Origin of the sequence: Kosakonia sp. SMBL-WEM22 (assembly GCF_014490785.1) — a bacterium.
Classification (GTDB): domain Bacteria; phylum Pseudomonadota; class Gammaproteobacteria; order Enterobacterales; family Enterobacteriaceae; genus Kosakonia.
In genome coordinates this window covers 3017809-3043544 of the sequence record NZ_CP051488.1, presented here as the reverse complement: position 1 = coordinate 3043544, position 25736 = coordinate 3017809, and the positions used below count along the sequence as shown (strand labels likewise).

Below are 25736 nucleotides of genomic sequence, written 5' to 3'. Positions count from 1 at the left end.
CAACGCTGGAAGATTTTAAACGCAAAGACGGTAATTTATTCCACCCGGATGTCCTGAAATGACGATAACCAATACTGAATTTATTGTCCTGAAAGTCATGGCAGAAAAAGACATCGACTGGACCTGGATAATACTTGATCGCACACTTGCTACTCGGGGTATCCCCGGATTTGGCAATGTGGCTAACATCGTAACCCGCCTGGTAAATAAGGGGGTGGTTGATGTTGTTTATAACGAAAACCCATCGAGACCACGTTATCGTGTATCGGAACCAGGCCATTTATTGCTGAACAGTATTAGCGAGCAACACCGTGTCGACTTACCATAACATCTCTTGGCCGCACCCCCGCAGAGGCCCTCAGCGCCATTCTGCGGCCTGAGGGCCGTTTCCGGTACCTTTGCCCAAAGATTAGATACAACCTTCAGTTAGTAATGTCGGTTGGTTTTTCTTCGTATTTCCTGTTTCGCCAGTTCGTTGCGAATTCAGCTGGTGTCTGGTAATCCTGCGATGAATGGGGACGGCACTCGTTATAATCCTGCCGCCAGTCATTAATCGTTTTCCGGGCATGAAGAATATCGCTGAACCAGTGTTCATTCAGGCATTCATCCCGAAAGCGACCGTTGACACTCTCAATAAATCCGTTTTGCGTTGGCTTACCTGGCTGGATAAGCCGTAGTTCCACACCATGCACAAAGGCCCATTGATCAAGCGCGCGGCAGGTAAATTCCGGGCCCTGAACATTGCTTTTTGTTGTCGGATAGCCACGAGCTTGTGATTGACGTGAAGGCCTTCCCTACGCAGCAACTGCCAGATACGCCGGTAACCAAAACGTCTGCGTTCAAGCGCCAGCTCAGTAATACGCCCTGATAAAGATGCATCAGCAGCCGGACGCTGAGCCTCATAACGGCAGGGGCAAACCTGCAACCCTGCAGGCACGACGTTGCGACAGACCGATCACATCACACATCAGCACCACGGCTTCCCGCTTCTGGGCTGCCGTCAGTACTTTCGCCCCAGAACCACCTGAAGCGCCTCCTTACCCAGCATGGCTTCAGCAGGCAGCTTCCTGAGTCTGGCGTTCTCTTCCTCAGACGACCTCAAGCGCTTAACCCCGGGCACCTCCATACCGCCGTACTTCTCACGCCTAGTGTAAAAGGTGGCGTCGGAAATAGCGTGCTTACGGGCAGAAACCCCGGCTTCGGCCTCGCGGAGAATACTGATGATCTGTTCGTCGGAAAAACGCTTCTTCATGGGGATGTCCTCATGTGGCTTATGAAGACACTACTAACATCGCGGTGTGTTAATCAACGGGGAGCAGGTCAATCTGCTGGCGCACCCGGACGTCTGGTGCAGGTCAGCCAGAAGCTGCAGCAATAACAGCATGCGCGTGAGCAACTGACCATGGACCTGAAAGTCATGGATAACCAGGCGGCCTGGCCGGCGCGAAGGTTGCCGTGATGGAGTTCTTCGACTACCTCATGAGACAGGTGATCACCATGAGCCGGACTGCACTGGTCATTAAAGGTGCCTCGGCGACGTTGAAAGGGGCACAAATTGGCCATACGCTTTACCAACTGGGCATGACGAAAAGCTGCAGTAATGCCTAGCGGCTTTTCATCATCCGGTATGCTTTCCATGAGAGACCGAGGGGGATTAGATACCAGACCGCAATAATGCCGAAAATTGCGACAGGTAAGTAATACAGCAGCAGCGAAAGCGGATAAAAAACAGGAAGAAAAATAAGCGGAGCCAGAACAAGGAACAGAGAGATGACTCCGCCATAAAAACGTCTGCTTAATTCATCAACCAGTCCCGAAAGCGTTTCGCCGGTATTTTCATTCCTGCTCAGCACTTCCCTGAGCCGGGATATGTTCCTGACGGTAAAACCATTATCCAGCAGGTCTTTCTCTGTCAATTCACTTGCCACAAGATCTCCTTCTTTCATGGTGAAAGCATAACTTCTGGGGGAGACTTTTTAAAACTGTATCCTGACTGCCTATACTGACCTGCTCAGCAAAACATCTTCACCTCTGATTCCTGTCATCCTACCCGCGAGCTTCCATATCCTTCAGGATGATACCGACAGCCAACGCCTCACGCCGCCAGCATGGAGGCGCTGCACGCCGTGGACCATGCCCCTGTTCTGGAAAAAAGCGATGCGCTCGCGCAGGCGCTCACGGGTACGCCAGGCCTGATTATAATGCCGGCAGAGAATGCCTCGCCTGAAACCATCACTGTCTTTGCCGGGCTGGTGTCACCGGAGCAGATTCTGTCGGCGATAGATAAAGCACAGCACTGACGCGCCCGGTTCCCGCCGGGCTTGCCGAACCCGGCAAAAGCAGGATATCGCCCTGCCTCTGCCGGGTTACCTGTGAAAGCGAAGATTTTTCTATGTAATCCACGATTACCAGAATAATCGCGATCATCAGATACATCAGTTTCAACAACCATCACCGGTTGATATTTGCTCGCAACCAACCATTTGGATATAATTAAACCTCCAAATGGAGGGTGCTTATGAAAACATTCAACTTATCCACGACTCAGGCCAAGCCACCGCGTTTATGGCAGGTGGCGGGGTTAAATACATCTGACGGTGTTGCGTTGGTGGGCCAGATTAATGAAGGCCTGGATGGCAAAGTCGCTACCCTGATCGTTGACTGGGCAAAAATGTCGCAAAATGACCTGCGCAAAATGTCAGGCATACCACCCACGACGTTTGGCCGCAGTTTAAAAGCGCGATTCACTCCCGACCAGAGCGAACGACTGGTTCGCATAATCCGTGTCATTGATCGGGCGGTGGAGCTGTTTGAAGGGGACAAGGAGGAAGCCCAGAAGTGGCTGAAGGAACCAAACCGTGCCCTGGGCTGGAAAGTGCCTGCCGAACTCATGGCATCCGAAACCGGGGCTTATGAAGTCATGAAGCTGATCACCCGTCTGGAACATGGGGTGTACTCTTGATTCTCTATCGGCTGACAAAAACAAAGTATCTTTCTACAGCCTGGACGGGATACGGAGCTAAAGAGGCGGGAGGCCGTTGGAACAATGTAGGTACTGCAATGGTTTATGTGTCAGAGGCAGCATCGCTGACTATGCTTGAAACGCTGGTACATCTGCGCGCAACACATATCATGGATTACTTCACGTTACTGCGTATTGATGTGCCAGACGTCCAGATTCAGAAAGCCAATATGGATGAACTGCCGGCTAACTGGGCAGATGAAGAAGCGCCGCCAGAACTTGCAGCATATGGAGATGCCTGGTGCTTTACTGGTTCCTCAATAGCACTGCGCGTTCCCAGTGCATTATCACCCGTTGAATTTAACTATCTATTGAATCCTGAACACCCGGATTATTACAGGGTTATAAAAGATTCAGAAGAAATTCCCTTCCGATTTGACAGTCGGTTGAAACGCGAACGTTTTTAACAGAAAAAATAAACGCTTCTGTAAAGATGAACTTCAGCTCTCTTAAAAGCTTTATAGCGCCAGGAGTAGTATGCATATGCTGCAAAGTAGGATAGATTTTCCAGCCAACAGCATTAATATCCTTTAACAAGATGGTAATATCTAACTGTACGGTTTGACTAAATGTACACTGCGCAAACGACTGAAAGGCCTCAAAATGCTCTTTCCTTGCCCAGCAGGATAAGTCGGCTTTATTTTTTGCATTTTGAATTGTTACTCTCAAACATTTTTAGTGGAAGCCTAATATTATGGGGTAATCAAGTGCATAGATCACGACTTAGAGAAATAGCCGAAACATTATCTGCGGTAACCGTACCGTTAATAAATAATAGTGCAATTAGAAAAATAACGACTTAAAAGAATCAATGGTAAGTTTTATAGCTTTTTTGTGAAGAGAAATGTTTAAAAACATCCTTATATGCATTCCTGCCGATAAAAGCTAGTTTAATCCCCAATATCAGGGTGCAAATCAAGAATGTATATCACGTTACAGAACAGTAGCCAGTACAACTGTCTGATGGTGCTATAGCTTGTAATAGGTAAATTTATCCAGTGGTATGGAGCCGCATGTACCTTCGGCAACTTACGGATGGTAGACAGAAAAGGATGCCTCCTTCAGCATGCGGCGACAGTGTTAGCGTGAAGGGACGATATGATTATTCTAAAATTACGATGATCACTACGACAATTTATATGTTAATTTGCAGGTATACGCTATAGCAGCATACCCTTTTTTCAGCGGATTGAATCCATATACTAACGATCTCTATTGTGCCTACAAAGAGAATATGGCGGTTCCAGTTGGCAGGTACTGGATAGTTGATTGACCACAAGGAACATGGAGGAATCAAAAGCGTGCTGACATTATAAACTGCTTTACCGGCGGCAATCATAATCACTGGTTTGGTCTATTCAGTGCACAAACCATGACTGACACAACATATGTAAACGGTATTTCACGTGGTGGATTCAGACTACACCCAACCCGACCAGATGGAAGCAGGATATCAGAAAGTTGCATAACCTTTGTTAGGCAGGTAGATTTTTATACTGTACATGATGCGTTGTTATTATGTACAAGGAAGGTAAAAGTACAGGGATCGCGATCTCAGTTGCTTGCATATGGTTATGTAGATGTAAAAGGAAAATATAACTATGAAAATTGCTGAATACGTTAAGAATGAAATTATATATATAGTGTATTGGCTATTATCAAGTACTGGTAATGTACTCAATAATAAGGTTCAGTAACAATGCGTATTATTGTCAATATAGGAGTATATAGTTTGCTTTGTTAGTATGTTTTTTATGACAACGTATATTAAACCACTTTATAATATAACATATTGGGTTATGGAAAAATCGTATCAAAAACTCTATATGTACTTAGATTGTTGCTATGAACCGTATGCAGACCCGATAAGGTTTACGGCATTAATAGCAGGCGTAATGCTTTATTCTCTTATTCCGTATTGGGTATATTATGAAATAGTAAAAGCGTATAGGAAAAGATAATGAAAATAATAGCAGTGCTATTAGCACTGTTAACATTTTCAGTACAAGCATATGTACCCGATTTCAAATACTGGGATATAAGAGGAAATGAAACGAGTACAGATTTAAGTATCTTTGAGGGGCGTTACTACGATAATAAAACACCTGTACCATATGGATCTTATGTTTACAAAACATTAAGTACTGATACGTACTACAAAGACATAGTAATAGTAAACGCAAAGCACAATGTGATCTTACCCAGCAATAGTGGACACGCGACTAAGTGAGTAAACTCTCAATCAGAGGTGATGTAGTGGTCAACAAAAACTGGTTACAGGCCCTTCGAGTACATGAACATTTTCCTCCTTAAGATGGGACAGAACTTCCTGGATTGGTTTGTTGACTATAAAACACAGGTTATGAGATCCGGGTACTGGCAGGTGAGTCTTAGGTTCAATTTCCTTACCATACTCATGAAGATTTATTTTCTGGTCACCAAAAAGAAGAGCCCAACGACCATTGTTGAACATTACGGCCTCCATATCCAAATACGAGTATAGAAATCCTTACATTGCTCAATTGAGCGGCAAGTGAGCACTAAGTGATCGAGTTTATTTATCAAAACCATACTCCGAATCAGACAATGTTACACGAAATCAAGACGATGCCTCGCCTCGTTACCCAACAAGTAAAACTGTAGCAGTGATGTTAAATTTTGTTCGATGATTGTCCGCCTCTCGCTCAAAGCGGACATTATGGCCGCGCTCTCTGCCCTCTCCGTCCCGGATGTCCCTTAAAAAGCGCCAAAGCAGGAAGCCCGCATCGGGGAAATAGCCGCTGATTATCTGCTGGCGTCACCGGAGCAGATTCTGGCCGCGATCGATAAAGCACAGCACTGACGCGCCCGGTCCCGCCGGGCTTGTCCGGCCCGACTATTCTTAAGGCAGCGTGCATTCATGGCAGGCGGCATATCAGCATTACTTGTAGCGTTTACAATCCCAATCCGAAATATTTTTCGGGGGCTGTTACATGCCTGTTGCTTCAGAATTATTTCATCAAAGTTGAACAAAAAAACGCAGGCACGTTGTGCACGTGCCTGTATATTTGGTTGTCAGGCCTTGTGAATGCGCAGAGCTTTTTTGAGAGTTGACCAATGAACACAGTGACAGCTATATCAGAACATGCTCATCACGGTAATCTGCATGCGCTTGATGCAGAGCAGGTTATTAGTGAGATAACCTTTACCCTGCAGGAGGCAAAAACGGTTGTCACTAACAAGGACCTCATCCTGGCACTGATTGCGCGGCTGGGATCGGAAACAGATGTCAACCGGAATGATATTCTGCGCAACGCCCTTGAGATGATTGTCCTCCGTACACCTGATGATATCTGACGTTTTCGGTCCCGTTCCCTGAACTGTTTGCCATTACCTCCTAATAGATTTACGTGGGCAGTCCGACCCCTCATTTTGGGGGGGGCGGGTTACAGTTTCTTTGCTAATTGTCATGAAAAAGTAATAATTGAGCACAGGACGTTAACGCAAAAGGAACATTATGCTTCATCATTGCCAGGTAATATCACTCGATGACATCTATCTAGAGGATATTTCCCACATTATCCATCCAGGTACAGCAGCCCGCAACCTCGCAGATACCGCGCAGCCAAACCGATTAATTCAGAAGTGGGATTTGCCACAGAACTACAGCCAGTTTGTGAGTAGGCGTCAAATTTTCCACTGGCAACGTCCTTGGGCGGCATATCGCGATACGCTGAATGATATCAAGTTCGGCAAACTCGTTCTGCTGAGAAAGAATATGAGCGGTTATGATATGTCAGGCGTGCTGACGGCATCCGGTGACCTTCGCAATGACTTGCCTTCGCTTCTCCAGGCCCGCCTCAAATATGTTATATCTCGGCAACTGAGACGTCCTGCATATTACGCCCCGACAGCTGCTGAGTGGAAGACCAAACAAGAGGAACAACCAGAACAGCGTGCTCAGGCAACTAAAAAGAAAGAAAAAATAGGAATTACAATAATACTTGGTGTTTTTTTTGATGGCACCGGAAATAATGCTGTTAATACCGCGAATATGTTAGATGCTTGCACGGCGAAACACTACAACCTTGCCAATTCGGAGGCGGAAGGGATTATCGGTAAGTGCGCTAAGGACGACTTTGGTTTTTCGGGAGTCGGAGCAACCAGCTATACGGGTTATTATACGAACGTCTATTGGTTAAACAAATTGTATGTAAATCAACTCATACTTGGTAATCGTGAAGCACAGTACAGTATTTACATTGACGGTATAGGGACTGAAGCGGGGAAATCAGATAGTTTCATTGGTCAGGGATTAGGGATCTCCGACGCTGGAGTTGTAGCTAAAACAGATAAAGCCATATCTTTAATACCGCATAAGTTACGCCATGCCTTAACAGTTGTAAAAGATGAATTATCAGCTTATGACGTTGTTATAAAAAAAATTCAGTTTGATATTTTCGGCTTTAGCCGTGGGGCTGCTGCAACACGACATTTTGCAAACCGCGTTCAATCAGAGGATGCTGCTATTATTAGCGCAATACAGACAGGTACGGGAGGCACAACTTTTGAAGGTTCTCCGGCAGGTAAAAATCGTTTTATTGGTATTTTTGACACCGTCGCGGCCATCGGAACTCCAACAAATGGTTTGAACCCACATAATGCTGATACTGGTGATGTGAATATTATTCTACGTCCAGGCGTTGCGGAGAAAGTATTCCATATTACAGCAGCTAATGAATGCCGATTCAATTTTGCTTTAAATAGTGTTAAACCAGCATGGCCAGAATTGGCGCTTCCCGGGGTGCACTCCGACATAGGTGGTGGCTATTACCCTGTAGTTAAAGAGAATTTGTTTCTGACACGACCAGAAACTAGTACTGTCCCATTGAATTATCCAGATGAGCAGACTCGTAGTTATCACAAGGCGAAAGATCAATTGCCAATAATGAACTCATATCCAAGCATTGCCCCCGTTCTACGTAATAGCGAAATATCAGTTGAGACATGGTACGACGATAGAATGCCATCTAATCATTATGGTGAACTTCAGAAGCGGAGTTTTGCTGCGCTGACGCTACGCAATCGAGTAGTGAAAAATGACTGGTCAAAGATAACTCTGCGGGTAATGGTCGATGCAGCAAAAGAGGCTGGAGTAGCGTTCGAAAAACAAACAGATAGCGATATTCCAGATGACCTTATTCCTCTCTGCAATAAGGCTATTGCGATGGGTAAAACTGTCCGTTCAGGTGGTCATCCTGAAGATTTTAACGATAAAGAAGTTGATATAATCGCAAAGAATTACATCCATACTTCAGATAACTGGAATTCTGTTATGATTGACAATAACGGTTCTATTCAGGGTGGAGCATCACCATCAGAAACAATCGGGTTTGTAAACCGCCCTGATGAAAAGTGGCGAAGAACGGTTTACAACATGGACGGTAAAAAAAGATAGGTGTAACATGCGAAAAAAATACTATTTTTTAATAGGTTGTATAATCTCTTTGGCTGGTTGTAATGGTGCTGGTGTATTACTAAACCCACCGACAGAAACTGGATACTATCCACCAAAAGAAGCCCAAACCGTTGATAAAGCATCAACCGACACTTCACAAAAGGGAACCCGGACTGTTATACAAAAAGCTCCTGATTGACCATATTGCTGGTCATCAGTCATGCGATCGGTTCGGTGAGTTTCGTAATGTGATGTCTCACATTACCAACTGATCGGTTAGCCCCAGCGTTGCAGGTACAATATCTTCAAATATTGCGATCAACCGGGGATCCACAAAGAGATAATCATCGGGGATATTGAGGACATGCAGAGATTATCCGACCATATTCAGCCACAAAACGGTTTTTATGCTTTTGTTCCATAACACAAATAATATCGGCCCATTGAAGCATTTCCTATGAGACTCTCTTTTTAGCATTTCGGCTTGTGCCCGCAGAGCGAACATAAAGAGATGGATGACGGCGGAACACCTGTTCCGTCCTAGGGCTTCGCCGTTGATTACGGCTGCATATAAAAAGTACTTTCATCAATGAGCTGATACTCTTCCTGGCCTTGCATAGCAAGCTGCTGGTTAGTAAAACTCAAATCCCAGTTGTACCGCACGCAGTAATTTATCTGACAGCGTGTAGAGCATCTTCCAGTTTTTTCGTCACGAAAAGTTAAGGAGGCCGTATGGGCATCGCGAGATCTATTACGTTGTTTCTGCGCTTTGCGCCAGCCTCGGTTACATGTTTTTTCCATTGTTTCTCTCTCAGATTGATCGGGGTCAGCAGCCGGGATAATAAGGGGAGAACAGTTCGCGGGATTCTAGCAACTTGCGGGTAAATATTGCATACCGGTTATCGCCACTAAGCCATTCCGGGCACCACGGGTTTTTAAAACCATCACTCTGCTCCCGTATTAAACTCCCTAAAGCGTCATCAGCTGGCTGGTAAGCCCGCACCTCGCGTGTACGGGTTAGATCGAATCTCTTAAACCGGGATATTAATCAAGCGGCATCAGATCGGTGAGGAGCTTTACGAAGCGCTTTCTTACTTCCTTATATTCATTATTTTCATAAAAATTGTGCGCTTTAACCCTTTTTTCACTGCTTAATGGCTCAATCTGAGAACATTTCTTGATAGCCGCGATGCGTTCAGAGGCGATAAGGAACAGTCGGTTGAAGCGTGATCGTTTTTAACAGAAAGAAGTAAACGCTTCTGTAAAGATGAACTTCAACTCTCTTAAAAGCTATATAGCGCCTGGAGTGGGATGCACTCGCTGCGAGGCCGGTATCTGCCAGTATGACCTCTGCTTAGGCTTATGGCATACATTGCATAATACAAATGTCCGCTTTGTGCCAGAAGCGGACGTTGATAAGATCCCAGATTGCTGGCCTATACGGAGCAGCATAATCTTAATAAGCCTTGCTGGCCGCTTTCATCTGAATGTGAAAAAATGGCGATCTGAATTTCAGGACAACAGAGGGATGTGTATGTCGACTTTTCATGACTGGCTACTTGAGATCGCGGGCGGGAATTACTTCTTTTATATAAAACGACTTTCTGCCAATGACACCGGCGCAACAGGGGGCCATCAGGTCGGGCTTTATATCCCTTCCGGTATCGTTGAAAAGCTGTTTCCGTCTATAAACAACACCCGTGACATCAACCCTTCGGTCTTCCTCACTGCTCACGTATCATCTCATGACTGTCCGGACAGTGAGGCTCGGGCAATTTATTACAACAACCGTTATTTTGGAAAAACCCGGAATGAGAAAAGGATTACACGCTGGGGAAGGGGCAGCCCACTTCAGGACCCTGAAAATACAGGGGCCTTGACGCTTCTAGCCTTCAGGCTTGATGAACAAGGTGGGAACAGTACGGCTGTAGACATCTGGGTTTGCGTCAGTCCAGACGAAGAGGACGTTATTGAGACCGCTGTCGGTGAGGTGATCCCCGGCACGCTAATTTCCGGGCCTGCCGATCAAATTCTGGGTGGCCTGTCACTGCCGCAAGCGCCAGTTAATTATAAATACATTATCCCGGAAGGCTGGCAGCAGCGCTTTCCCTCTGGTAATGAAATTATTAAGTATGCAGCCAGTCACTATGTTAAGCATTCTCTGGATCCGGATGAGCAGCTTATTGACCGCCGGCGCGTCGAATACGACATATTTCTGCTTGTTGAAGAACTCCACGTTCTGGACATCATCCGTAAAGGGTTTGGCTCTGTGAATGATTTCATTGCGTTGGCCAACTCAGTCAGTAATCGTCGTAAATCCCGAGCCGGAAAATCACTGGAACTTCATCTGGAGCATCTTTTCATTGAGCACGGACTAAGACATTTCGCTACGCAGGCAGTCACGGAGGGCAATAAAAAGCCCGACTTTTTGTTCCCCTCCGCCGAGGCTTACCATGACGCGGAGTTTCCTGCAGACAATCTACGCATGCTGGCCGTCAAAACCACCTGTAAAGACCGCTGGCGCCAGATACTGAATGAAGCTAACAGAATTTCTCCGGTTCACCTGTTTACGCTGCAGGAGGGTGTATCACAGGCACAGTACAGAGAAATGCAGGCGGAAGGAGTCAGGCTGGTCGTGCCGTCGTCCTTACATAAAAAATACCCGGAAGCGGTAAGGGCTGAATTAATGACGCTGGGCGCCTTTATTGCCGAGCTCACAGGGCTTTACGCCGATCTTCCTTGAATAATCTCCCGGCATACCCTGCCGGGAGATGCACTCAAATGTTCTCTGCCTTCTCAGCATCGGCAGAAACGGCTTTCAGGATGTAAGGCTCCAGCAGTCTCGCAACCGCTTCAAACACAGGGACCACTACGGAGTTACCGAATTGGCGGTAAGACTGTGTGTCCGACACCGGAATACGAAAAGGCCTGCCGTCGGGCTTCTCGAAGCCCATAAGGCGCGCGCACTCACGCGGTGTCAGCCTACGTGGCCGATGCGCCTGATTTTCTTCGTTCGCGAAATCTGTTTCACCCATAGCCATATCCCAGCCACGATCAATCAGAATTTCAGATCCGTCTTTGTGATAGCGGGCAGAAAGCGTACGGGCAACGCTTTCCCTGTTTTCAGGGTTTACAAGGCCAAAACCGAAGCCGTTCCCCTTAGCCGCGTGCTTTTTGGCGTAGTTGTAAAGGTACTCCCAGAGCTTCGGTGTCAGGATGTATTTGCTGTCTACCACAGGCTCCAGCAGCTCGCCAAATGACGGCCGCTGTTCCGGATAAAAACGACTGACATCTCGCAGGGTAAAACCCTGGTGAATATTCAGATCGCGGCGGAAACCAACCAACACAATACGTTCACGGTGCTGTGGCAGAAAATGTTTTCCGTCGATAACTTTAGGATCACTTTTGCCCATGTCAGCCGCATCCGCCACTTCATAACCCAGCTCGTCCAGGGTTTCCATGATGACTTTAAAGGTTTTACCCTTGTCATGGCTCTTCAGGTTTTTGACGTTTTCCAGCACAAAGACAGCCGGCTTCTTGGCGCGGATAATGCGCGCGACATCAAAGAAAAGCGTTCCCTGCGCTTCACATTCGAAACCGTGCGCCCGACCGAGTGAATTTTTCTTGCTTACTCCAGCTAGGCTGAACGGCTGACATGGGAAACCGGCCAAAAGTACATCATGATCCGGCACGTGCTCGTCAATGTAGGCATAAGCATCGGTTTCGGGTACTTCAGGTTTGTCACTGAGCGTCACCTCCCGAATGTCGAGATTAAATGTGTGCGCATGCTCATCATTAAACCAGTTAGCTTTATACGTGCGCACAGCCTCTTTATTCCATTCGCTGGTAAACACGCACTGACCGCCGATGCCTTCAAAGCCTTTTCGTATACCGCCAATGCCAGCAAACAGGTCGATAAACCGGAAGGCATAGTTCGGGTGATGCGCAGGCGTTTCCGGCAGCATCTTTCGCAGAAGCGCTTCTTCCGCTGACGTCAGCGACTTTGGCGGGCACTTACCATTAACCCAGCGATTAAGCGTCTCGCGACTCCATTCATTTTTACCGACTTTTCTGAGCAGCTCTGCCACGTATTTCTGATCATAGATTTCCAGTACCTGCTCGATGAGTTTTTTATCATTTTCCTGTCGCAACTTTTCTTCCGCTTCGGCCTTTTCAAGCAGATTCTGCGCTAATAATTCAAATTCAGACATAGTACCTCCAGTGGGTCTTATGGGTGAAACTTTATCACTCATTTGACCCAGATGGAATTTCTTTGTATGTATATTTAGACAGTGTTAGAAACTGGACTAGCTAGACGCTCGAACTTTTAGCAATATCATTTCAAGGATGGCTTAGTTCAATTAGGTAGTTGGATATTGTGAAGAGTGATAAGAATGCGTGATTGGTATGTCTTGTATGGGCAAAAAGTCTGCTTTTCGCTCACAGCGGACCACAAGGCGCTTCAGGCGGTCCGCTCTGTGCCAGAAGCGGACTTTCAGCTCTGTTAGCTCGTCCGCTCAGTGCCAGAAGCGGAAGAAATCAGCTTATTCAATTGAGGTACGTGCTTTGATCTCGTATGTTTAAGTCTATAGAGATGCTGCCTAAAATTTTGTGGAAGAGTATGAAAATAAAAATATGTGATTCGTCAGATATTCCTGCACTGGCGAAAATTTTTGTAGAAATGGACACTTATTACTTTGGAAGTGAGGGTGCCAGCTATGACGAAATGTTATCTTATCTGACCCGCCGGGTTTTCTCAGTCTACTCGGGCGTGACCGTCCTGGGGGCATGGAAAAACGGATCGCTTGTTGGATTCGCCACGTTCACCATGATGTTCCCTGCGCCAAAATGCTCCGGTCAGGCATATATGAAAGATCTCTTCACATCAGCTGCAGTAAGAGGTCAGGGGGTAGGTAAATCACTTATGCGATTTATAGCGGCTTTTGCGGTTGAGCATGGCTGCACAAGATTTGACTGGACTGCTGAAACTACCAACCCGAAAGCAGCTGAGTTTTACTTATCCCTTGGGGCATCCCTGATAGAAGAAAAACAATACTTTCGATTAGATCACCAGGATTTAGCAACGTTTGCAAAGCTGGATCCATAACTCTGATACCCTTTTGGTTCGCATGACTTGGCACTGTGTTTAAGCTTTTTTGTTTGGGATCACAAAAATAGCGTTTCGCCACGAATCGAATGTCCGCCTCTCGCTCTTAGCGGACATTGTCCTGAGCGCATGTCTGATTAGTGCCAGAAGCGGAAGTCCCTAAAAACAGCCTGTGTTGATTCACAGGGGACAGGTCAAAGGGACCGGAAACGGCCCGTTAGCCGCAGAATGGCGCTGAGGGGCTTTACGGGGGTGCGGCCAAAGAGATGTTATGTTAAAAGAGAGTGTCCGACAGAATCACATGAGGATAAGCAGAATGCTTCTGGAAAAGCTCAGGTTGCTTGAATGCAGCCTTCAGGGCGACAGGCGCAACGATCGCGAGTGGCTTGAGCGGCTTCTTCACCCGGAATTTCGCGAAATTACCCGGTCAGGCGTGATGGTTGACCGTTCAGAGACGATCACGTCGCTGTTAAGCGAGAAAACGGCATCGGCTATTATCAGCAGCGATTTCCGGCTTACCGAAATGGCGGGAGGTTGCGTCATGCTTCATTACAGGACGTCTTATGCTGACGGCAGCCGTCCTGCATTACGTTCCTCATGCTGGTTGTGTTCAGAGGAAGGACAGTGGACTCTGTTTTTTCACCAAGGAACGCCAGCAGCATGTGGTGCCTAGTTTCGTGACTGGGATGTCATGGTTAATTAGATCATGCGTTCATTCGTTATGCTGCCCCCGTCCCAATAACAGGGGCGATGCTGGTAAATGATGTTATGGGTCAACCAACGTTTTCAGAAGTAGAAGAAGACACCAGTTTTATATTTTATAGCGTTATTCACTTGAGACAAGAAGATATTAACCGCTGTACTTTCACTTGAAATGAAAATATTTTCGATAATCAATTTTGCTTGGGTAAGGGCATCAATACCTACAATTTTCTCATCTTCATAATCATCGATATTTATGTCCAATAATTCATTAAGTGAAGTAACCAATCCCAGCTTCACAATTGAGATGTAATCTTCATCGGTGATGCTTGCATCGACCAGGTCACCATCAATATATGCCTCATAATCAAGCCGGGACATAGCCTCAATGCTAGTAGGTACGGATATACATTTCATATGCCATTCACCATTAACGAATATTAAAATGAGTAACTTCGTTATACTCACTTTGAGTTCTGCCTACCTGTTTACCTGACTCCAATATTTTATTATTGGGGGATGTTTCTATCAAGGTCTAGGTATTTCCTTTTCTGAATCGCCACGGGTTTAACACACACCTCAGAGTCATTTAAGATGACTTAAAAGAGAGGTGCACATGAGCGGTAAGCGTTATCCCGAAGAGTTTAAAATTGAAGCAGTCAAACAAGTTGTTGATCGTGGTCATTCTGTTTCCAGCGTGGCAACACGTCGCGATATCCCCCCACAGCCTTTACGCCTGGATAAAGAAGTACGGTCGGGATTCTTACACTCATAAAGAACAGTCAGATGCTCAGGCCGAGATCCGCCGTCTCCAGAAAGAGCTGAAGCGGGCTACCGACGAACGGGACATATTAAAAAAAGCCGCGGCGTACTTCGCAAAGCTGTCCGACGGAGGTACGCCTTTATCCGTGACAACACACGTTGCTGGCCTGTTCGCCTGCTCTGACGGGTGCCGGATGTTCATCCCAGTGGCTTTTACGCCTGACTTCAGGAACCGCATTCACAACGCCATCAGACAGACCTGAGACTGACAGGAAAGATTAAACAGTTCTGGCTGGAGTCGGGATGCGTCTATGGTTATCGCAAGAGCCATCTGGATCTGCGGGATACCGGGCAACTGTGCGGAGTCAACAGAGTCTGGCGACTGATGAAACGTGCCGGAATAAAGGCTCAGGTCGGCTACCGGAGCCCGCGGATACATAAAGGCGAGGCCAGTATCGTGTCGCCCAACAGGCTCCGGCGACAGCTCAATCCGGATGCTCCGGATGAGCGTTGGGTAACGGACATAACTGACATCAGGACCCACGAAGGCTGGCTGTATCTTGCCGTGGTAGTTGATCTTTTCTCACGCAAAATTATTGGCTGGTCAATGCAATCCCGGATGACAAAGGACATTGTCCTGAACGCACTGCTGATGGCTGTATGGCGGCGTAATCCCCAAAAACAGCTGCTGGTTTATTCTGACCAGGGCAGTCAGTGCACAAGCAATGAGTGGCTGTCGTTCCTGAAATCACACGGCCTGGAGGGCAGTATGAGCCGTCGCGGTAACTGCCACGATAATGCGGTTGCAGAAAGCTTTTTCCAGTTGCTGAAGCGTGAGCGGATAAAGAAAAAGATCTACGGAACGCGGGAAGAAGCCCGCAGCGATATTTTTGATTACATCGAAATGTTTTATAACAGTAGGCGTCGGCATGGTTCTAGCGATCAGATGTCACCGGCAGAATATGAAAACCACTATTATAAACGGCCCGGAAGTGTCTAGATTACCTGTGGCGATTCAACCTCCGGGCAGGACATGTAAAGTGGGCTCACTTTACGCCTGCCTTATTCGCATGACTGCTCAAAGGAAAACCCATGATTGATGATCGGACACTGCAACTTCGCTTAACTGGGTTCCGTAAAGCTGAGGCCTCTCTCAGACTTGACGGTATGGACCCGTCCGGAACCCAGCTTTATGAGTCCGTAAAGGTACGCATTCTTTCCGGAGAGATCACCTACGACGAAGGCCGTGCTGAGATACTGGCTCATTACCAGAAGCGGGCGAACAGTAACTGACGCGGGCAAAACAAGCGGGACAAGATGTGTTTTTGGAGTACCGCCCCAACCAGTCGATACCCAAAACACTTCGTCATGGCTGCGCCCCGACACCCCGCCAACGTTTCACGAACACGAAAAAATTTCGCGCCCGTTCACCGTTTCAGTAGCTGTGCTTTCAGCTCAATGGTTCATGTAAAAGGCTTAAATTTTTTTCACTAAATATTGTCGTGATAGTCAACTGGCCATCACGCATCGTCCTTTTTTAGTGGAGGGTTACATGGACTTTGAATTTTTAAGCCACGTTAACGTGGTGCGAAGTATCATCGGCTCGCTGCTTAACATCGCCCCAGCGTTGATCTTTATCTGGCAAAGCAGTTTTGCGTGATTAGAACGCCCGTTTCGGGGCATTCACCGCACCTTTACGCTGTAACCGTCTGCCGTTCACCTTCGTGCATAGTCATGCAGATGCGTAAAAGTTATCAGGGCAGATTTTTGCGGTTTCGTGCGGGGAAAAGGCCGGGTTTTGGCCCGGACTCGTCAGAGTGGCGCTGAGGCGTTTTTAGCGGTGCGCCCAAGGGATGTTATAGTAAATCGCCCAAGTGTTGCTAACTGACTCTGTTCAGTAACTGGTGGCTTGTGCCGATACGCAGTAGTAGTCCATTCCGGATGATGTTCCGCTTGGGACTATATCGACCAGACCTGCTTTAGACAAATTTTCGACAAGCCTTGCGACGTTATCAATGCCATCCATTTTTTTGATGCTCATAGCCCGATCAAGATTGTACCAGGTCCAGTTAACGTCATCTCTGGAGGCCAGAAGTTTCAGGATATTCAATTCCGTATGATTTACTATAATGGCGCATCCGGGTGATAGAGGTCTTCCACCGTACCTTTTCTGGAGGGGGGCTTTGGCGAGTGTTTCGACTTCAGTCATCCAAAACTGCTTAAAGAGGGGATTCTGGCTGATATGAGTGCTGAGTGTACCACCATATCATTGCCCTTTACTGAACAGCAGTTAAGGGAGTGTTTGCGCCAATGTATATATCGTTTCAGATATCATAAAGCGCTTTGTAAAAACAATGTACGCTATGGGTTAGACGGAAATCCATGTGGTCAGGTCACAATAGAACAGAAAGCATTAGATAAGGCTATGGTTCATCGGCTAAGGCATAATAAGAATTAGTTTATTTAAAGGGAGGTTTATATGGATGTGCGAGATTTTTCTCAGTGCAAAGGGATGAGTCAGTCGCCATCATGGACGTTTATGGATGTTTTTAAATGGAAGGTAATTCCAGAACGTTTTGGTGGTGGGCGGAAGTTTGCCAGAGGTTTTAAGGATTCATGGGTTATTAACCATCGGCGCTTAATAAAAAGTGCTGCCATGATGAATAAATTACCGCCTGAATTGTTAGCCGGAGTCTGTTGGATTGAAGTTGGTGGAGATCCAAATGTAGTTGACCGATATGCTTTTGAACTTAGGGTTATTGATCATAGTGGTCCGGATTTTATCGATAAGCATTTTTCTATTATGCCAAAACCGGAAAGGACATCATTCGGTTTTGTCAGTATGCAGCTTAGGACTGCTGCGAGGACCATGGGACTGGATACCGATAAGATGAGTGTTCCTGAGATCAGAGCGCTTTCTGTTTGCCTTGAGAAAGATACATATAATATTAATCTTGCTGCGATGCATCTAAGGCAGTTGGCTAATTTTGATAAATTACCTGATCCATTAACTCCTGATGATATTCGGATTATAGGTGCAAGATATAACAGAGGAATAACCTCCACACTGGAGAGCATAAAGAAAGATAGTCGCTATGGTGATTTCATAGTTAGAAATTGGGTGTATTTTAATAAGTTGCTTTGGAGGTAGGATGAGGTTGTTTATTAAGGTGTTTTCAGTTTTTGTTTTTGTGTTGCTTGTTATTGCAATGTTTATTGCAACAGAGGATAAATATTCTCTTATTTATGATATGGATCCGTCAATCCCAGAAGGAAGCTTTGTTGATAATGGTAATGGTAGTGGTAATGAGGTTGGCGCGGCCGCGTTATTTTTAATATTGCTTCTTCAGTCTATATCATTCTATTTCTTTCACGGAAAAAGATGGAGAGTAACTTCTATTGTTCTTGCCGTTTTTGCCGTTTTTTTATTCGTAATGCGAGTCATGTAATCACACAGAGGATTAATGATCCTCTTGAGATCCTTTTCAGTGGGCGTAATCTCCTGCTCTGAAAACAAAAAAAACCACCTGGGGAGGCGGTTTGATCGAAGGTTAAGCCAGTTGGGGAACTGCTTAACCGGGTAACTGGCTTTCACGGAGCGCAGATACCTAAACTGTCCTTCCAGTGTAGCCGCAGTCAGGCCACCACTTCAAGAGCTCTGTAGAAGCACTCTGCTTCTCTGCTCCGTGAATCCAGTTATCAGTGGCCGCTGCCAGTGGCGCTTTGTCGTGGTACCGGGTTGTACTCAAGTAACAGTTACCGGAACAGGCGCAGCGGTCGGGCTGAACGGGGGGGGCATACAGCCCAGCCTGGAGCGAACGACCTACATCGAGCCGAGATACCTAAGGTGTGAGCTATGAGAAAGCGCCACACTTCCCGCAAAGGAGAAAGGCGGTCAGGTATCCGGTTAAACAACAGGGTCGGAACACACATCAATCTGACAGGTGATTATATATGGAAAAGCAACCGGATACCGGCTTCCGGTAAGTTTCGTCGGCTGAGGCCAGCTAAAGTTGAAAGGTCAAAAAACACCCTTGACGTGCTATAATTTTCGATATTCAAACTGCACCCTGAACGAACGAATCCTGAGAGCTGATGTTATCGGCGGGAGAAGTGAGGTGTTGTCTGAACTTGATAACATGAGAGACATACTTTCTTCTGCTTGCAGTAATGCAGACTGGAAAACAGTTTTGGGAAGTTTATGAGCAAAATATTCCGGTTAAAATCCAATTTTGTGGATTTTTCTGTTTTTATTGAAGCAGATAATGACGATAGTGACAGCATCATGGGCCTGTCTATGGCTCAGAAATGGAAAGCGTTCAAGGGGCTGGGTCCAGTGCAGTTAGAGCTTAAAAAAAGCGACACTGGAAAGAAAAACTATCAATCTGATATATCAAGTTTTTTGTCTCCATTCTATGTGCTGAGTGATATTGCTTTAGATAAGCTGGGAGATATTTTCCTTCCTGGAGGGCAGGTTCTCCCTGTCATCACTGATAGCAAAAAGAAGGCATTTTCTGGCTATTACCCAACCAGAGCGCTGTCAGGTTGCTTCGATCGGGAGAATTCTTTATTTCGTGAAACAGAGCGTGGCCTCATTATTGAAAAACCAGTACTTAAAGCAGATAACATCACTGATGAGTACCTTTTTTCTATTGAAGAGGATATCAGCCGTGTCTTTGTGACAGAGGCATTCAAACGCAGAGTGGAAGAAGCTGGGTTACTTGGCTTCGATTTCTCCGTTGAGATCCCCACAACCTGAGATTGGGGGGCAGCATAAATTTTCATAATCCTAAAGACTTCTTTAACGGCATCGGTGGAAAATACCGCTTCACATACGACGAAACCGGCCACCCGCTCAGTGAAACCCGCCCGGACGACACCTCGCCCCTGATGATGTGAGATGATCGGGGCGTTCTAGGCTTCAGGAAAACGGCAGGCCTGCCGCAGTTGGCGGTATCGCCCGCCATTGACAGCAGTTCATGTATGACGACAGCGGTCTGCTGACCGGGCGCACCTCCTGCCATGCGGAGTACCGCTATATGCATGACCAGAACGGCCTGGGCACCTGTATCCGGCGCACCCCGACGGCTGAAGGTGTTGCCCCGGGCATTGAGGGGGATGAAATCGTCTTTACCCACGATGCGGCAGGTCATCTGGTAAGCGAATCTGATGTTAACCGCGAACTCAGCTATGCATGGGATGCGCGGGGCAATCTGACAAATATGGCCCTCTCCGGCGGGCAGCAGCTCTCCTGGCTGCACTACGACCCGCAGGCCGGACGGTTACGGTTCAGGACCCGATTGGGCTTGAGGGTGGAAACTTGAATTTATACAACTACGCGCTTAATCCTATAGTATGGATAGATCCTCTGGGTCTGGCATTAAGTGGTGTAGATTTCAGCGGAAGTCCATCTCTCTATCCATTAACGGGTTCACAACGCAATATTGTTGAAGTCACACTTCAGGGGGCAAAGGCAAGAGATTTCGCAGAAGCTTACAAATTAGCAGGTATAAGTGAAGCTGATGCGAAAGACTATACATGGCATCACGTTGACGATTTTGATCCAGAAACAGGCAAATCAACAATGCAATTAGTTACTACTGAAGCATGTAAAGCCTCTTTCCCGCATAAAGGTTCAGTATTCCAATTTGAAAAACATTTTAGTGTGAAGTATGGCTCACCTGAAGCAATAAAAGTAGCACATAGTAAAGGTTGGCTGAGAGGCCGTATCCCTAAACATTGCCAATAGGTAACAAGATCATGGCTAAATTGACAGAAACATCGCCTGCGGTCTCTGCTGAAGAGCTAAAAAAAATTGAAGAGTCATTAGGAGTTTCTTTCCCCGAAACCTTAAAGTCTCTATGGCTCGTTACCAATGGTGGAATACTGGCAGATAAACGACGCGTTTATCAAAGCACGCATTACGAAAATGATATTAAATACTTCCTGCCTGTTTTACATGTAAAAGACGCTGGGTTATTAACAGTGGATGACTATTATCAAACGTTAGTCTTCGACAAAAAAATCCTGCCCGCGAATTTTATTCCATTCGCAATTGACGGAGGTGGGTTCCCATATTGTGTTGGCGCTGATGACGGAGCGGTGTATTTTTGGTGACCTGGAGAATGGGGAGGAGAGCTTTCTTGAACCAGATCTGGAAACTTTTGTGGGGAAAAATATTCCAGAAGATGAGGCGTGGTGATATTCCTGTGATGTTGTATAGACTTTGAAAGCGGACTTAGCAGGGCAGTCGGGTATACCGGTCCAGTGCTTCAGTAAATGCAGGGCCACTGATGGTGACCGACCCCTTTTTCAATTGATCAAGTAGCAAATGTACCGCCCCTCAGTAATTTCCAGCAGCTCAGTGAGGCATGCAGTCTGCCAACTGTCTCTTGAGTCCGGCGTTCTTTTAACACCCCGGGCTCATACCTGAAAGTAATGGCGGCATTACAGATATGCGAGAAAAAAAGATGTCCTTAACATTGCAAGCAAAATTAAAAGAAGCAAAAAAGAGTGGGCAATTGAAAAAACTGACAGAAAATATAGTGTCTGAAACTAGAGTGAGCGGAGGTATCGTTGCTGCGAATAACATTTCTTACCAGCCTGTAATAGATTATGTTTATACTATGTTAGTACTTGAGCGTAAAGATTTCGATATTAACTCTCAAAAGTAGAGTTTCGAGGCGTTCCTGAAATCTGTTCCAGGTGCTGATTTATTTATAACATATAAGGGCTGAAAGTATTTTTCTCTTTCTAAAAATACCCTGTCAGGTAATTAAAAATAAAAAATCCCTTCTGGAGTGGTGAAGACATAACGAAGCACAGTAATGACAAGATATTTATCAAAGAAGATTTGAGCAGAGGCTTAGTGGTTCCTGGTAATGAGTATGGAATTGAAACAGCGGAATGGTGACTTTTACCAAAAAATATCATATTGTCATTGATTTATCTTCTGAAGATAAGACTATTGCACCTGGATTAAAAGCTCGGACGACACATTACTCAGTAAGCTCCAGAGAACTATTAATTGTAGGACGAGTTGAGAAAGCGAAATTGTATATTACTTGTGGAGGTCAAAAATGAATACTGTGGAAGCTGAAAAAATAATCTATAATCTGTTATTATCGGATAAATCTTTACCTGTCAGGGTGAGAAGCAAATTATCATGGGATGAAGCTGAATTTAATGAGTTGCTAGATGCAATTGATTTTCTTATAGATGCGTGGGCAGAAAGCAAAACAGTACCAAAGATCATTGCGTTGGCTTTTGTTGATATTTATGGCGTATTTAATCTAAAAGACGGCTTCTATCCTTCAGAAAAGCTGAATTTTTTAGAGGGTATGGGAATAGCTCTCCAGGAAAAAGCAAGTGAGTTATTTTCGTGAGTAAAAGACAAGTAAGACATAGTTAAAATATTAATAATTTATCCGGCTGACTTCAACGTAATAACAAGTCGGTGGTCAGGATGTGCTGCGGGATAGGATAATAGCTGTAACTTTGTGCCAGAAGGCTTTCTAAATCGGCACCATGGTGTGTGTTATCACTGCCAATATATGCACGTTACCGGTTTCTGGTGTCAAATTGGTAACATGCTCTATTCGGAAAATAAAAACGGGTGACCTGCTCCCCGTTGATTAACACACCCCGATGTTAGTAATGTCTTCTTAAGCCACATGAGGACGTCCCCATAAAGAATCTCGCAGGAATGCTTTTGATTACATCGAAATTTTTTTTATAACTGTAGGTGGTCGGCATGGTTCAAGCAATCAGATGCCACCGGCTCAATATGAAAACCAGTATTATCAACGGCTAGAAAGCTTCTAGATTATCCGTGGCGATTCGAGGTGTGTAAATGATTAATTTTGATGAAATGGTTAAGAATAAAGACATGGCTTATGTTATTTTATTTCTTGTCAGTCGTAGCGAAAATGGGATGTCATATCCATCCATCGCCCGGTTTTTTGGTGGGCATAAGGCCGATGAAAAGAATGAGTCTTATAACATCAAGCTAATTCATGAAACAAAACGGAGAGCGAGGAAGTGGAATATCTGCAAGCTTCCATCCGGAACAGGACGCGCAGGTGCTGCATTTTTTAATACGATGCAGGATAGGGCGAACGTCGCAAAATGGCGCCATCTGACGCTCTTCGATGACAAAAGTTAAAGCTGCGAACAGGAAATGTTCTGTAGTCACCCCCAGCTATGTCGGTGCCACAAAACAGCGGAAAAAAATGTGGTTTTGGAGTACGGCCAGCACACCAAACCCTCTTGTTGACCTCCTAATTTTCCATTTCTCCAGCTTGCTGCAAATTCAGCCAAGGTCTGGTAATTCAGCGATAAATAAGGTCTGGACTCGTTATAGTCCTGCCGCCAGTCATTAATGATTTTCCGGGCATGAAGAATATCGCAATAGTCCGGAGCCAGCAGCTAATTACAATGCTATATTTCAGAGTACTGGTTTGAATAATGTATTATTTAAGGTAACACCATGATAAAAGGTGATGAGAGAGAAATTCCCGGTTCAACTCCCGTCGGATGGAGAGAGTATCGCTACATCTCAGATGATGGGCATGACAATTTCTTGGGGAATGGACTATTTAATAAACTGACTAGTCAAATAGAGCCTCCAGTTCCAACGTGCGGAGGTGCCATAACTGAGAATTGTAAGTTATGGCTTCCCTCTGGAGAGCTTTTACATGCGTTGTCATATAAGGGGGATATTGATGGTTGGCGAAAACAGATTGAACTGGGTGCAAAACAACTAGGATTATTTGCTGGTAAAATTATAGGAGACAGTGTTTTTTTATCGGATGGGCGGAATTATCAACTGTCTGACTGCCGAATTGAGTTCTATTGAATAAAAAATAGTGAGTAAAATTTTTCATATATTTCGCCGGAAAGACTATCAAATCTTCCCGGCTTTTTTATTATTTAACTCTCTTTCAGCACACTAAATATCCTGCCCTTAATTTAATCACCTGTTTAACCTGATAAAGCTGCTCGCGCAGTTCCTGCATATCGTTGTTGTCCGCGATGATGGCCAGGCATCCGTCCGTAATCTTCACCGTCACGCCCCGCCAGGTCTCCAATCTCGACCCTGTCAGCCAGTTACCTTTAAGGTTCAGGCTGGGTGCGCGTGAGTATCGGTTTTACGGTTGGTGTGGGAAATGCCGACATAGCCGACTTTGGGCTCTGAAGGCCAACCGTACAAAAAACGTACGATAAGTGCGTTTTTTGTACAGGTGCACATTCCAGCTCCTCGTCTATATGATTGTCACAGAGGCCATTCATCCGTTTCTTCCGCTTGCTTCAGCGGCCATAGCTGGCCTTTTTTTCGTTGTACCGCCTGCAGCACTGGCAGGACCTGTTTATGAAGTACTAAGCATGGAGCAACCTGAGCCGAAGACGCCGCGGGCTGTATGAACAGCACAATACGTATGATGCGGAAAACCGCCTTGTATCTGCTGCCCGCCGAACGGGGCCTGGAGCCAGCTGGCGCGGGTCGTCCATCTGCGGGAAGACTGGGCCAGAGAGATATTCTGGTTCAGTAGCGACCTGAACGGCGCGCCGCTGGAAGTGACAGATGAAGAAGATAGCCTTCGCTGGAGCGGACAGTATGGCAGCTTCGGCGAGGTTCGCCATGAGACCGACGGCTTCACAAGGCTGGCTAAGAGTACGGCGCTGACACACCAGCCCCTGCGCTATGCCGGGCAGTATGCAGACAGCGAAACCGGGCTGCACTACAACCTGTTCCGCTATTACGACCACAGACCGGACGGTTCGTTGTCCAGTACCCAATTGGGTTAGACGGCGGGTGGAATCTGTACCGGTATGCATCGAACCCGCTTACATGGATTGATCGACTGGGACTCGCCGCTGATCCTATCGCACAATTAGAAGGGTTTGGCTAAAGTGGCGTGAAAAAACGCAAGGGGGCGGCCTTGATTTTGCAGACAGTAATGCATTATATAATAAGAAAATTGATGGGAATCAAATGGTTAAAATACAGTATACCGGTGATTATGATTTAGCTTTCCAGACACCCAATAAAGCGGCAGGGCTAAATCAGAAAAAAGCACCAAGTGGTGATATTTGGCATCACTTGGATAATTATGATCCAGGGACAAATACCGGAACAATGCAGTTTGTTGAACAAGAAGCGCATCGGGGTATCCCCCATAAAGACGGTTTAAGCCAGTACAAACTGGTAATCGGTAAAGCATACACTCATCCAGCAAGATTCAGGAGTAATAAAACATGTCCATAGCTTTAGAAGAATCCCAAAAAAAGCTTTCACCAGAGGATTTGGTGATCTTTGAACAACAATATCATCTTCATCTGCCAGAAGATTTTGTAAAGTTTTACCTGAATTATAATGGAGGTTATTTGCCAGAATCTGATGAAAACAACCCTTACCTTTTAGGTGGTTTCCTGCCTATAAAATATGGACGAGTTCCGATTGAGGAACATTATAAAGATCTGACGGAAGAGTTTTCTGAATTAAAAGGTTTATTGCCGTTTGCATATGACGATGGAGGAAATTTATTCTTACTGTCCACAAGGCAGTCAGATTTTGCTAATGTCTATATATGGTTAATGGATGAAACAGAGTTAGATTTTGTATCTGAATCTTTTTCATCTTTTTTGAATGAGTTGGGCAATATATAGTTATAAAATGTTCAATGTCCAAATATTGTCGAAAAAGT

28 protein-coding genes and 8 pseudogenes are annotated in these 25736 nt (G+C 45.8%); 26 read left to right on the top strand and 10 right to left on the bottom strand.

Annotated elements, in window-relative coordinates; genetic code table 11:
* Positions 1-58: 58 nt before the first annotated feature.
* Positions 59-328, top strand: coding sequence for a MarR family transcriptional regulator (locus HF650_RS14610; RefSeq protein WP_187799282.1), 270 nt, complete (start codon positions 59-61; stop codon positions 326-328).
* 94 nt (positions 329-422) lie between these two features.
* On the opposite strand, the pseudogene HF650_RS14605 reads toward HF650_RS14610, so the two are convergent.
* Both HF650_RS14605 and HF650_RS14600 read right to left on the bottom strand, forming a co-directional pair.
* Positions 423-1252: pseudogene (locus tag HF650_RS14605) on the bottom strand (integrase core domain-containing protein).
* A 352-nt stretch (positions 1253-1604) separates the two neighbouring features.
* The gene (locus HF650_RS14600; RefSeq protein ID WP_187799281.1) at positions 1605-1928 is read right to left on the bottom strand and encodes a hypothetical protein; all 324 of its coding nucleotides are present in this window, start codon (positions 1926-1928) and stop codon (positions 1605-1607) included.
* Positions 1929-2126: 198 nt separating this feature from the next.
* On the opposite strand from HF650_RS14600, the gene HF650_RS14595 reads away from it, so the two are divergent.
* The 3 genes from HF650_RS14595 (at position 2127) to HF650_RS14585 (ending at position 3429) form a co-directional block, all read left to right on the top strand.
* A complete protein-coding gene (locus HF650_RS14595) occupies positions 2127-2300 on the top strand; it encodes a hypothetical protein (protein ID WP_187799280.1) in 174 nt (57 codons plus the stop codon).
* 218 nt (positions 2301-2518) lie between these two features.
* Complete coding sequence (locus HF650_RS14590; protein ID WP_187799279.1) at positions 2519-2962, top strand: antitoxin Xre/MbcA/ParS toxin-binding domain-containing protein; 444 nt, start codon at positions 2519-2521, stop codon at positions 2960-2962.
* Positions 2959-3429 carry an RES family NAD+ phosphorylase gene (locus HF650_RS14585; RefSeq protein ID WP_187799278.1) on the top strand — a complete coding sequence of 157 codons (471 nt, stop codon included), beginning with the start codon at positions 2959-2961 and terminating at the stop codon, positions 3427-3429. Before HF650_RS14590 ends, HF650_RS14585 begins: the two co-directional genes overlap by 4 nt.
* 82 nt (positions 3430-3511) lie before the next feature.
* Here the strand turns inward: HF650_RS14585 and HF650_RS14580 are convergent.
* Positions 3512-3679: pseudogene (locus HF650_RS14580) on the bottom strand (CatA-like O-acetyltransferase); the annotation flags it as partial.
* Positions 3680-4394: 715 nt separating this feature from the next.
* Here HF650_RS14580 and HF650_RS14575 point away from each other — a divergent pair.
* From HF650_RS14575 to HF650_RS14560, 4 genes are all read left to right on the top strand, one after another.
* Positions 4395-4637 carry a tlde1 domain-containing protein gene (locus HF650_RS14575; RefSeq protein ID WP_249118851.1) on the top strand — a complete coding sequence of 81 codons (243 nt, stop codon included), beginning with the start codon at positions 4395-4397 and terminating at the stop codon, positions 4635-4637.
* A gap of 345 nt (positions 4638-4982) precedes the next feature.
* Complete coding sequence (locus HF650_RS14570) at positions 4983-5252, top strand: hypothetical protein (RefSeq protein WP_187799277.1); 270 nt, start codon at positions 4983-4985, stop codon at positions 5250-5252.
* An 866-nt stretch (positions 5253-6118) separates the two neighbouring features.
* Complete coding sequence (locus HF650_RS14565) at positions 6119-6358, top strand: biofilm development regulator YmgB/AriR family protein (RefSeq protein ID WP_187799276.1); 240 nt, start codon at positions 6119-6121, stop codon at positions 6356-6358.
* Between the two features lie 160 nt (positions 6359-6518).
* Positions 6519-8459 carry a DUF2235 domain-containing protein gene (locus HF650_RS14560; RefSeq protein WP_187799275.1) on the top strand — a complete coding sequence of 647 codons (1941 nt, stop codon included), beginning with the start codon at positions 6519-6521 and terminating at the stop codon, positions 8457-8459.
* Positions 8460-8715: 256 nt separating this feature from the next.
* Here HF650_RS14560 and HF650_RS25325 read toward each other — a convergent pair.
* Positions 8716-9046, bottom strand: a pseudogene (locus tag HF650_RS25325) (phosphotyrosine protein phosphatase).
* A 457-nt stretch (positions 9047-9503) separates the two neighbouring features.
* Positions 9504-9668, bottom strand: a pseudogene (locus HF650_RS25320) (GNAT family N-acetyltransferase); the annotation flags it as partial.
* 319 nt (positions 9669-9987) lie between these two features.
* Between HF650_RS25320 and HF650_RS14555 the strand changes: the two are divergent.
* On the top strand, positions 9988-11202 hold the full coding sequence (locus tag HF650_RS14555; protein WP_187799274.1) for a type II restriction endonuclease: 1215 nt from the start codon (positions 9988-9990) through the stop codon (positions 11200-11202).
* A gap of 34 nt (positions 11203-11236) precedes the next feature.
* Here the strand turns inward: HF650_RS14555 and HF650_RS14550 are convergent, their stop codons facing one another.
* Positions 11237-12670, bottom strand: coding sequence for a DNA cytosine methyltransferase (locus tag HF650_RS14550; protein WP_187799273.1), 1434 nt, complete (start codon positions 12668-12670; stop codon positions 11237-11239).
* A 410-nt stretch (positions 12671-13080) separates the two neighbouring features.
* Between HF650_RS14550 and HF650_RS14545 the strand changes: the two genes are divergently transcribed.
* Positions 13081-13566 (top strand): GNAT family N-acetyltransferase, encoded by a 486-nt coding sequence (locus HF650_RS14545; RefSeq protein WP_187799272.1) that lies wholly within the window; start codon positions 13081-13083, stop codon positions 13564-13566.
* A 316-nt stretch (positions 13567-13882) separates the two neighbouring features.
* A complete protein-coding gene (locus tag HF650_RS14540; RefSeq protein WP_187799271.1) occupies positions 13883-14239 on the top strand; it encodes a DUF4440 domain-containing protein in 357 nt (118 codons plus the stop codon).
* Between the two features lie 113 nt (positions 14240-14352).
* Here the strand turns inward: HF650_RS14540 and HF650_RS14535 are convergent, their stop codons facing one another.
* Positions 14353-14685, bottom strand: a complete 333-nt coding sequence (locus HF650_RS14535) for a hypothetical protein (protein WP_187802701.1) — start codon at positions 14683-14685, stop codon at positions 14353-14355.
* A gap of 199 nt (positions 14686-14884) precedes the next feature.
* Between HF650_RS14535 and HF650_RS14530 the strand changes: the two are divergent.
* Both HF650_RS14530 and HF650_RS14525 read left to right on the top strand, forming a co-directional pair.
* Positions 14885-16030 (top strand): annotated as a pseudogene (locus HF650_RS14530) (IS3 family transposase).
* 92 nt (positions 16031-16122) lie between these two features.
* Positions 16123-16323, top strand: coding sequence for an antitoxin VbhA family protein (locus HF650_RS14525; protein ID WP_187799270.1), 201 nt, complete (start codon positions 16123-16125; stop codon positions 16321-16323).
* 601 nt (positions 16324-16924) lie between these two features.
* On the opposite strand, the gene HF650_RS14520 is transcribed toward HF650_RS14525, so the two are convergent.
* Positions 16925-17239, bottom strand: coding sequence for a hypothetical protein (locus HF650_RS14520; protein ID WP_223284173.1), 315 nt, complete (start codon positions 17237-17239; stop codon positions 16925-16927).
* 270 nt (positions 17240-17509) lie between these two features.
* On the opposite strand from HF650_RS14520, the gene HF650_RS14510 reads away from it, so the two are divergent.
* From HF650_RS14510 to HF650_RS14475, 9 genes are all read left to right on the top strand, one after another.
* The gene (locus HF650_RS14510) at positions 17510-18181 is read left to right on the top strand and encodes a hypothetical protein (protein WP_187799269.1); all 672 of its coding nucleotides are present in this window, start codon (positions 17510-17512) and stop codon (positions 18179-18181) included.
* Position 18182: 1 nt separating this feature from the next.
* Positions 18183-18479 carry a hypothetical protein gene (locus HF650_RS14505; RefSeq protein ID WP_187799268.1) on the top strand — a complete coding sequence of 99 codons (297 nt, stop codon included), beginning with the start codon at positions 18183-18185 and terminating at the stop codon, positions 18477-18479.
* A 752-nt stretch (positions 18480-19231) separates the two neighbouring features.
* Positions 19232-19789: a hypothetical protein gene (locus tag HF650_RS14500; protein ID WP_187799267.1), complete on the top strand. Its 558-nt coding sequence runs from the start codon at positions 19232-19234 to the stop codon at positions 19787-19789.
* 220 nt (positions 19790-20009) lie between these two features.
* Positions 20010-20354: a hypothetical protein gene (locus HF650_RS25310; RefSeq protein ID WP_223284172.1), complete on the top strand. Its 345-nt coding sequence runs from the start codon at positions 20010-20012 to the stop codon at positions 20352-20354.
* Positions 20351-20779, top strand: coding sequence for an HNH endonuclease (locus HF650_RS25305; RefSeq protein ID WP_223284171.1), 429 nt, complete (start codon positions 20351-20353; stop codon positions 20777-20779). The genes HF650_RS25310 and HF650_RS25305 overlap by 4 nt, the downstream gene beginning before the upstream one ends.
* Before the next feature lie 11 nt (positions 20780-20790).
* Entirely contained in the window at positions 20791-21147 is a 357-nt protein-coding gene (locus HF650_RS14490) for an SMI1/KNR4 family protein (protein ID WP_187799266.1), read from the top strand.
* Between the two features lie 353 nt (positions 21148-21500).
* Positions 21501-21704: a hypothetical protein gene (locus HF650_RS25300; RefSeq protein ID WP_223284170.1), complete on the top strand. Its 204-nt coding sequence runs from the start codon at positions 21501-21503 to the stop codon at positions 21702-21704.
* A 405-nt stretch (positions 21705-22109) separates the two neighbouring features.
* Complete coding sequence (locus HF650_RS14480) at positions 22110-22415, top strand: hypothetical protein (RefSeq protein WP_187799265.1); 306 nt, start codon at positions 22110-22112, stop codon at positions 22413-22415.
* 467 nt (positions 22416-22882) lie between these two features.
* The gene (locus tag HF650_RS14475; RefSeq protein WP_187799264.1) at positions 22883-23194 is read left to right on the top strand and encodes a hypothetical protein; all 312 of its coding nucleotides are present in this window, start codon (positions 22883-22885) and stop codon (positions 23192-23194) included.
* Between the two features lie 119 nt (positions 23195-23313).
* Here HF650_RS14475 and HF650_RS14470 read toward each other — a convergent pair.
* Positions 23314-23442 (bottom strand): annotated as a pseudogene (locus HF650_RS14470) (integrase core domain-containing protein); the annotation flags it as partial.
* 76 nt (positions 23443-23518) lie between these two features.
* On the opposite strand from HF650_RS14470, the gene HF650_RS14465 reads away from it, so the two are divergent.
* A complete protein-coding gene (locus HF650_RS14465) occupies positions 23519-23887 on the top strand; it encodes a hypothetical protein (RefSeq protein ID WP_223284169.1) in 369 nt (122 codons plus the stop codon).
* Between the two features lie 74 nt (positions 23888-23961).
* On the opposite strand, the pseudogene HF650_RS25295 reads toward HF650_RS14465, so the two are convergent.
* Positions 23962-24199: pseudogene (locus HF650_RS25295) on the bottom strand (SymE family type I addiction module toxin).
* 174 nt (positions 24200-24373) lie between these two features.
* Here HF650_RS25295 and HF650_RS14460 point away from each other — a divergent pair.
* From HF650_RS14460 to HF650_RS14450, 3 genes and pseudogenes are all read left to right on the top strand, one after another.
* Positions 24374-24905, top strand: a pseudogene (locus HF650_RS14460) (RHS repeat-associated core domain-containing protein); the annotation flags it as partial.
* 119 nt (positions 24906-25024) lie between these two features.
* Complete coding sequence (locus HF650_RS14455) at positions 25025-25297, top strand: HNH endonuclease (protein WP_187799263.1); 273 nt, start codon at positions 25025-25027, stop codon at positions 25295-25297.
* Entirely contained in the window at positions 25288-25698 is a 411-nt protein-coding gene (locus HF650_RS14450; protein ID WP_187799262.1) for an SMI1/KNR4 family protein, read from the top strand. Before HF650_RS14455 ends, HF650_RS14450 begins: the two co-directional genes overlap by 10 nt.
* Positions 25699-25736: the final 38 nt, after the last annotated feature.

Coding starts and splice junctions, on each gene's coding strand:
- HF650_RS14455 (WP_187799263.1), top strand. CDS start 25,025: ATGGTTAAAATACAGTATACCGGTGATTATGATTTAGCTTTCCAGACA.
- HF650_RS14560 (WP_187799275.1), top strand. CDS start 6,519: ATGCTTCATCATTGCCAGGTAATATCACTCGATGACATCTATCTAGAG.
- HF650_RS14520 (WP_223284173.1), bottom strand. CDS start 17,239: ATGACTGAAGTCGAAACACTCGCCAAAGCCCCCCTCCAGAAAAGGTAC.
- HF650_RS14535 (WP_187802701.1), bottom strand. CDS start 14,685: ATGAAATGTATATCCGTACCTACTAGCATTGAGGCTATGTCCCGGCTT.
- HF650_RS14550 (WP_187799273.1), bottom strand. CDS start 12,670: ATGTCTGAATTTGAATTATTAGCGCAGAATCTGCTTGAAAAGGCCGAA.
- HF650_RS25300 (WP_223284170.1), top strand. CDS start 21,501: ATGTCCTTAACATTGCAAGCAAAATTAAAAGAAGCAAAAAAGAGTGGG.
- HF650_RS25310 (WP_223284172.1), top strand. CDS start 20,010: ATGTATGACGACAGCGGTCTGCTGACCGGGCGCACCTCCTGCCATGCG.
- HF650_RS14480 (WP_187799265.1), top strand. CDS start 22,110: ATGAATACTGTGGAAGCTGAAAAAATAATCTATAATCTGTTATTATCG.
- HF650_RS14540 (WP_187799271.1), top strand. CDS start 13,883: ATGCTTCTGGAAAAGCTCAGGTTGCTTGAATGCAGCCTTCAGGGCGAC.
- HF650_RS14500 (WP_187799267.1), top strand. CDS start 19,232: ATGAGCAAAATATTCCGGTTAAAATCCAATTTTGTGGATTTTTCTGTT.
- HF650_RS14505 (WP_187799268.1), top strand. CDS start 18,183: ATGAGGTTGTTTATTAAGGTGTTTTCAGTTTTTGTTTTTGTGTTGCTT.
- HF650_RS14590 (WP_187799279.1), top strand. CDS start 2,519: ATGAAAACATTCAACTTATCCACGACTCAGGCCAAGCCACCGCGTTTA.
- HF650_RS14510 (WP_187799269.1), top strand. CDS start 17,510: ATGGATGTGCGAGATTTTTCTCAGTGCAAAGGGATGAGTCAGTCGCCA.
- HF650_RS14465 (WP_223284169.1), top strand. CDS start 23,519: ATGATAAAAGGTGATGAGAGAGAAATTCCCGGTTCAACTCCCGTCGGA.
- HF650_RS14450 (WP_187799262.1), top strand. CDS start 25,288: ATGTCCATAGCTTTAGAAGAATCCCAAAAAAAGCTTTCACCAGAGGAT.
- HF650_RS14570 (WP_187799277.1), top strand. CDS start 4,983: ATGAAAATAATAGCAGTGCTATTAGCACTGTTAACATTTTCAGTACAA.
- HF650_RS14575 (WP_249118851.1), top strand. CDS start 4,395: ATGACTGACACAACATATGTAAACGGTATTTCACGTGGTGGATTCAGA.
- HF650_RS14610 (WP_187799282.1), top strand. CDS start 59: ATGACGATAACCAATACTGAATTTATTGTCCTGAAAGTCATGGCAGAA.
- HF650_RS14475 (WP_187799264.1), top strand. CDS start 22,883: ATGATTAATTTTGATGAAATGGTTAAGAATAAAGACATGGCTTATGTT.
- HF650_RS14555 (WP_187799274.1), top strand. CDS start 9,988: ATGTGTATGTCGACTTTTCATGACTGGCTACTTGAGATCGCGGGCGGG.
- HF650_RS14525 (WP_187799270.1), top strand. CDS start 16,123: ATGATTGATGATCGGACACTGCAACTTCGCTTAACTGGGTTCCGTAAA.
- HF650_RS14490 (WP_187799266.1), top strand. CDS start 20,791: ATGGCTAAATTGACAGAAACATCGCCTGCGGTCTCTGCTGAAGAGCTA.
- HF650_RS14545 (WP_187799272.1), top strand. CDS start 13,081: ATGAAAATAAAAATATGTGATTCGTCAGATATTCCTGCACTGGCGAAA.
- HF650_RS14565 (WP_187799276.1), top strand. CDS start 6,119: ATGAACACAGTGACAGCTATATCAGAACATGCTCATCACGGTAATCTG.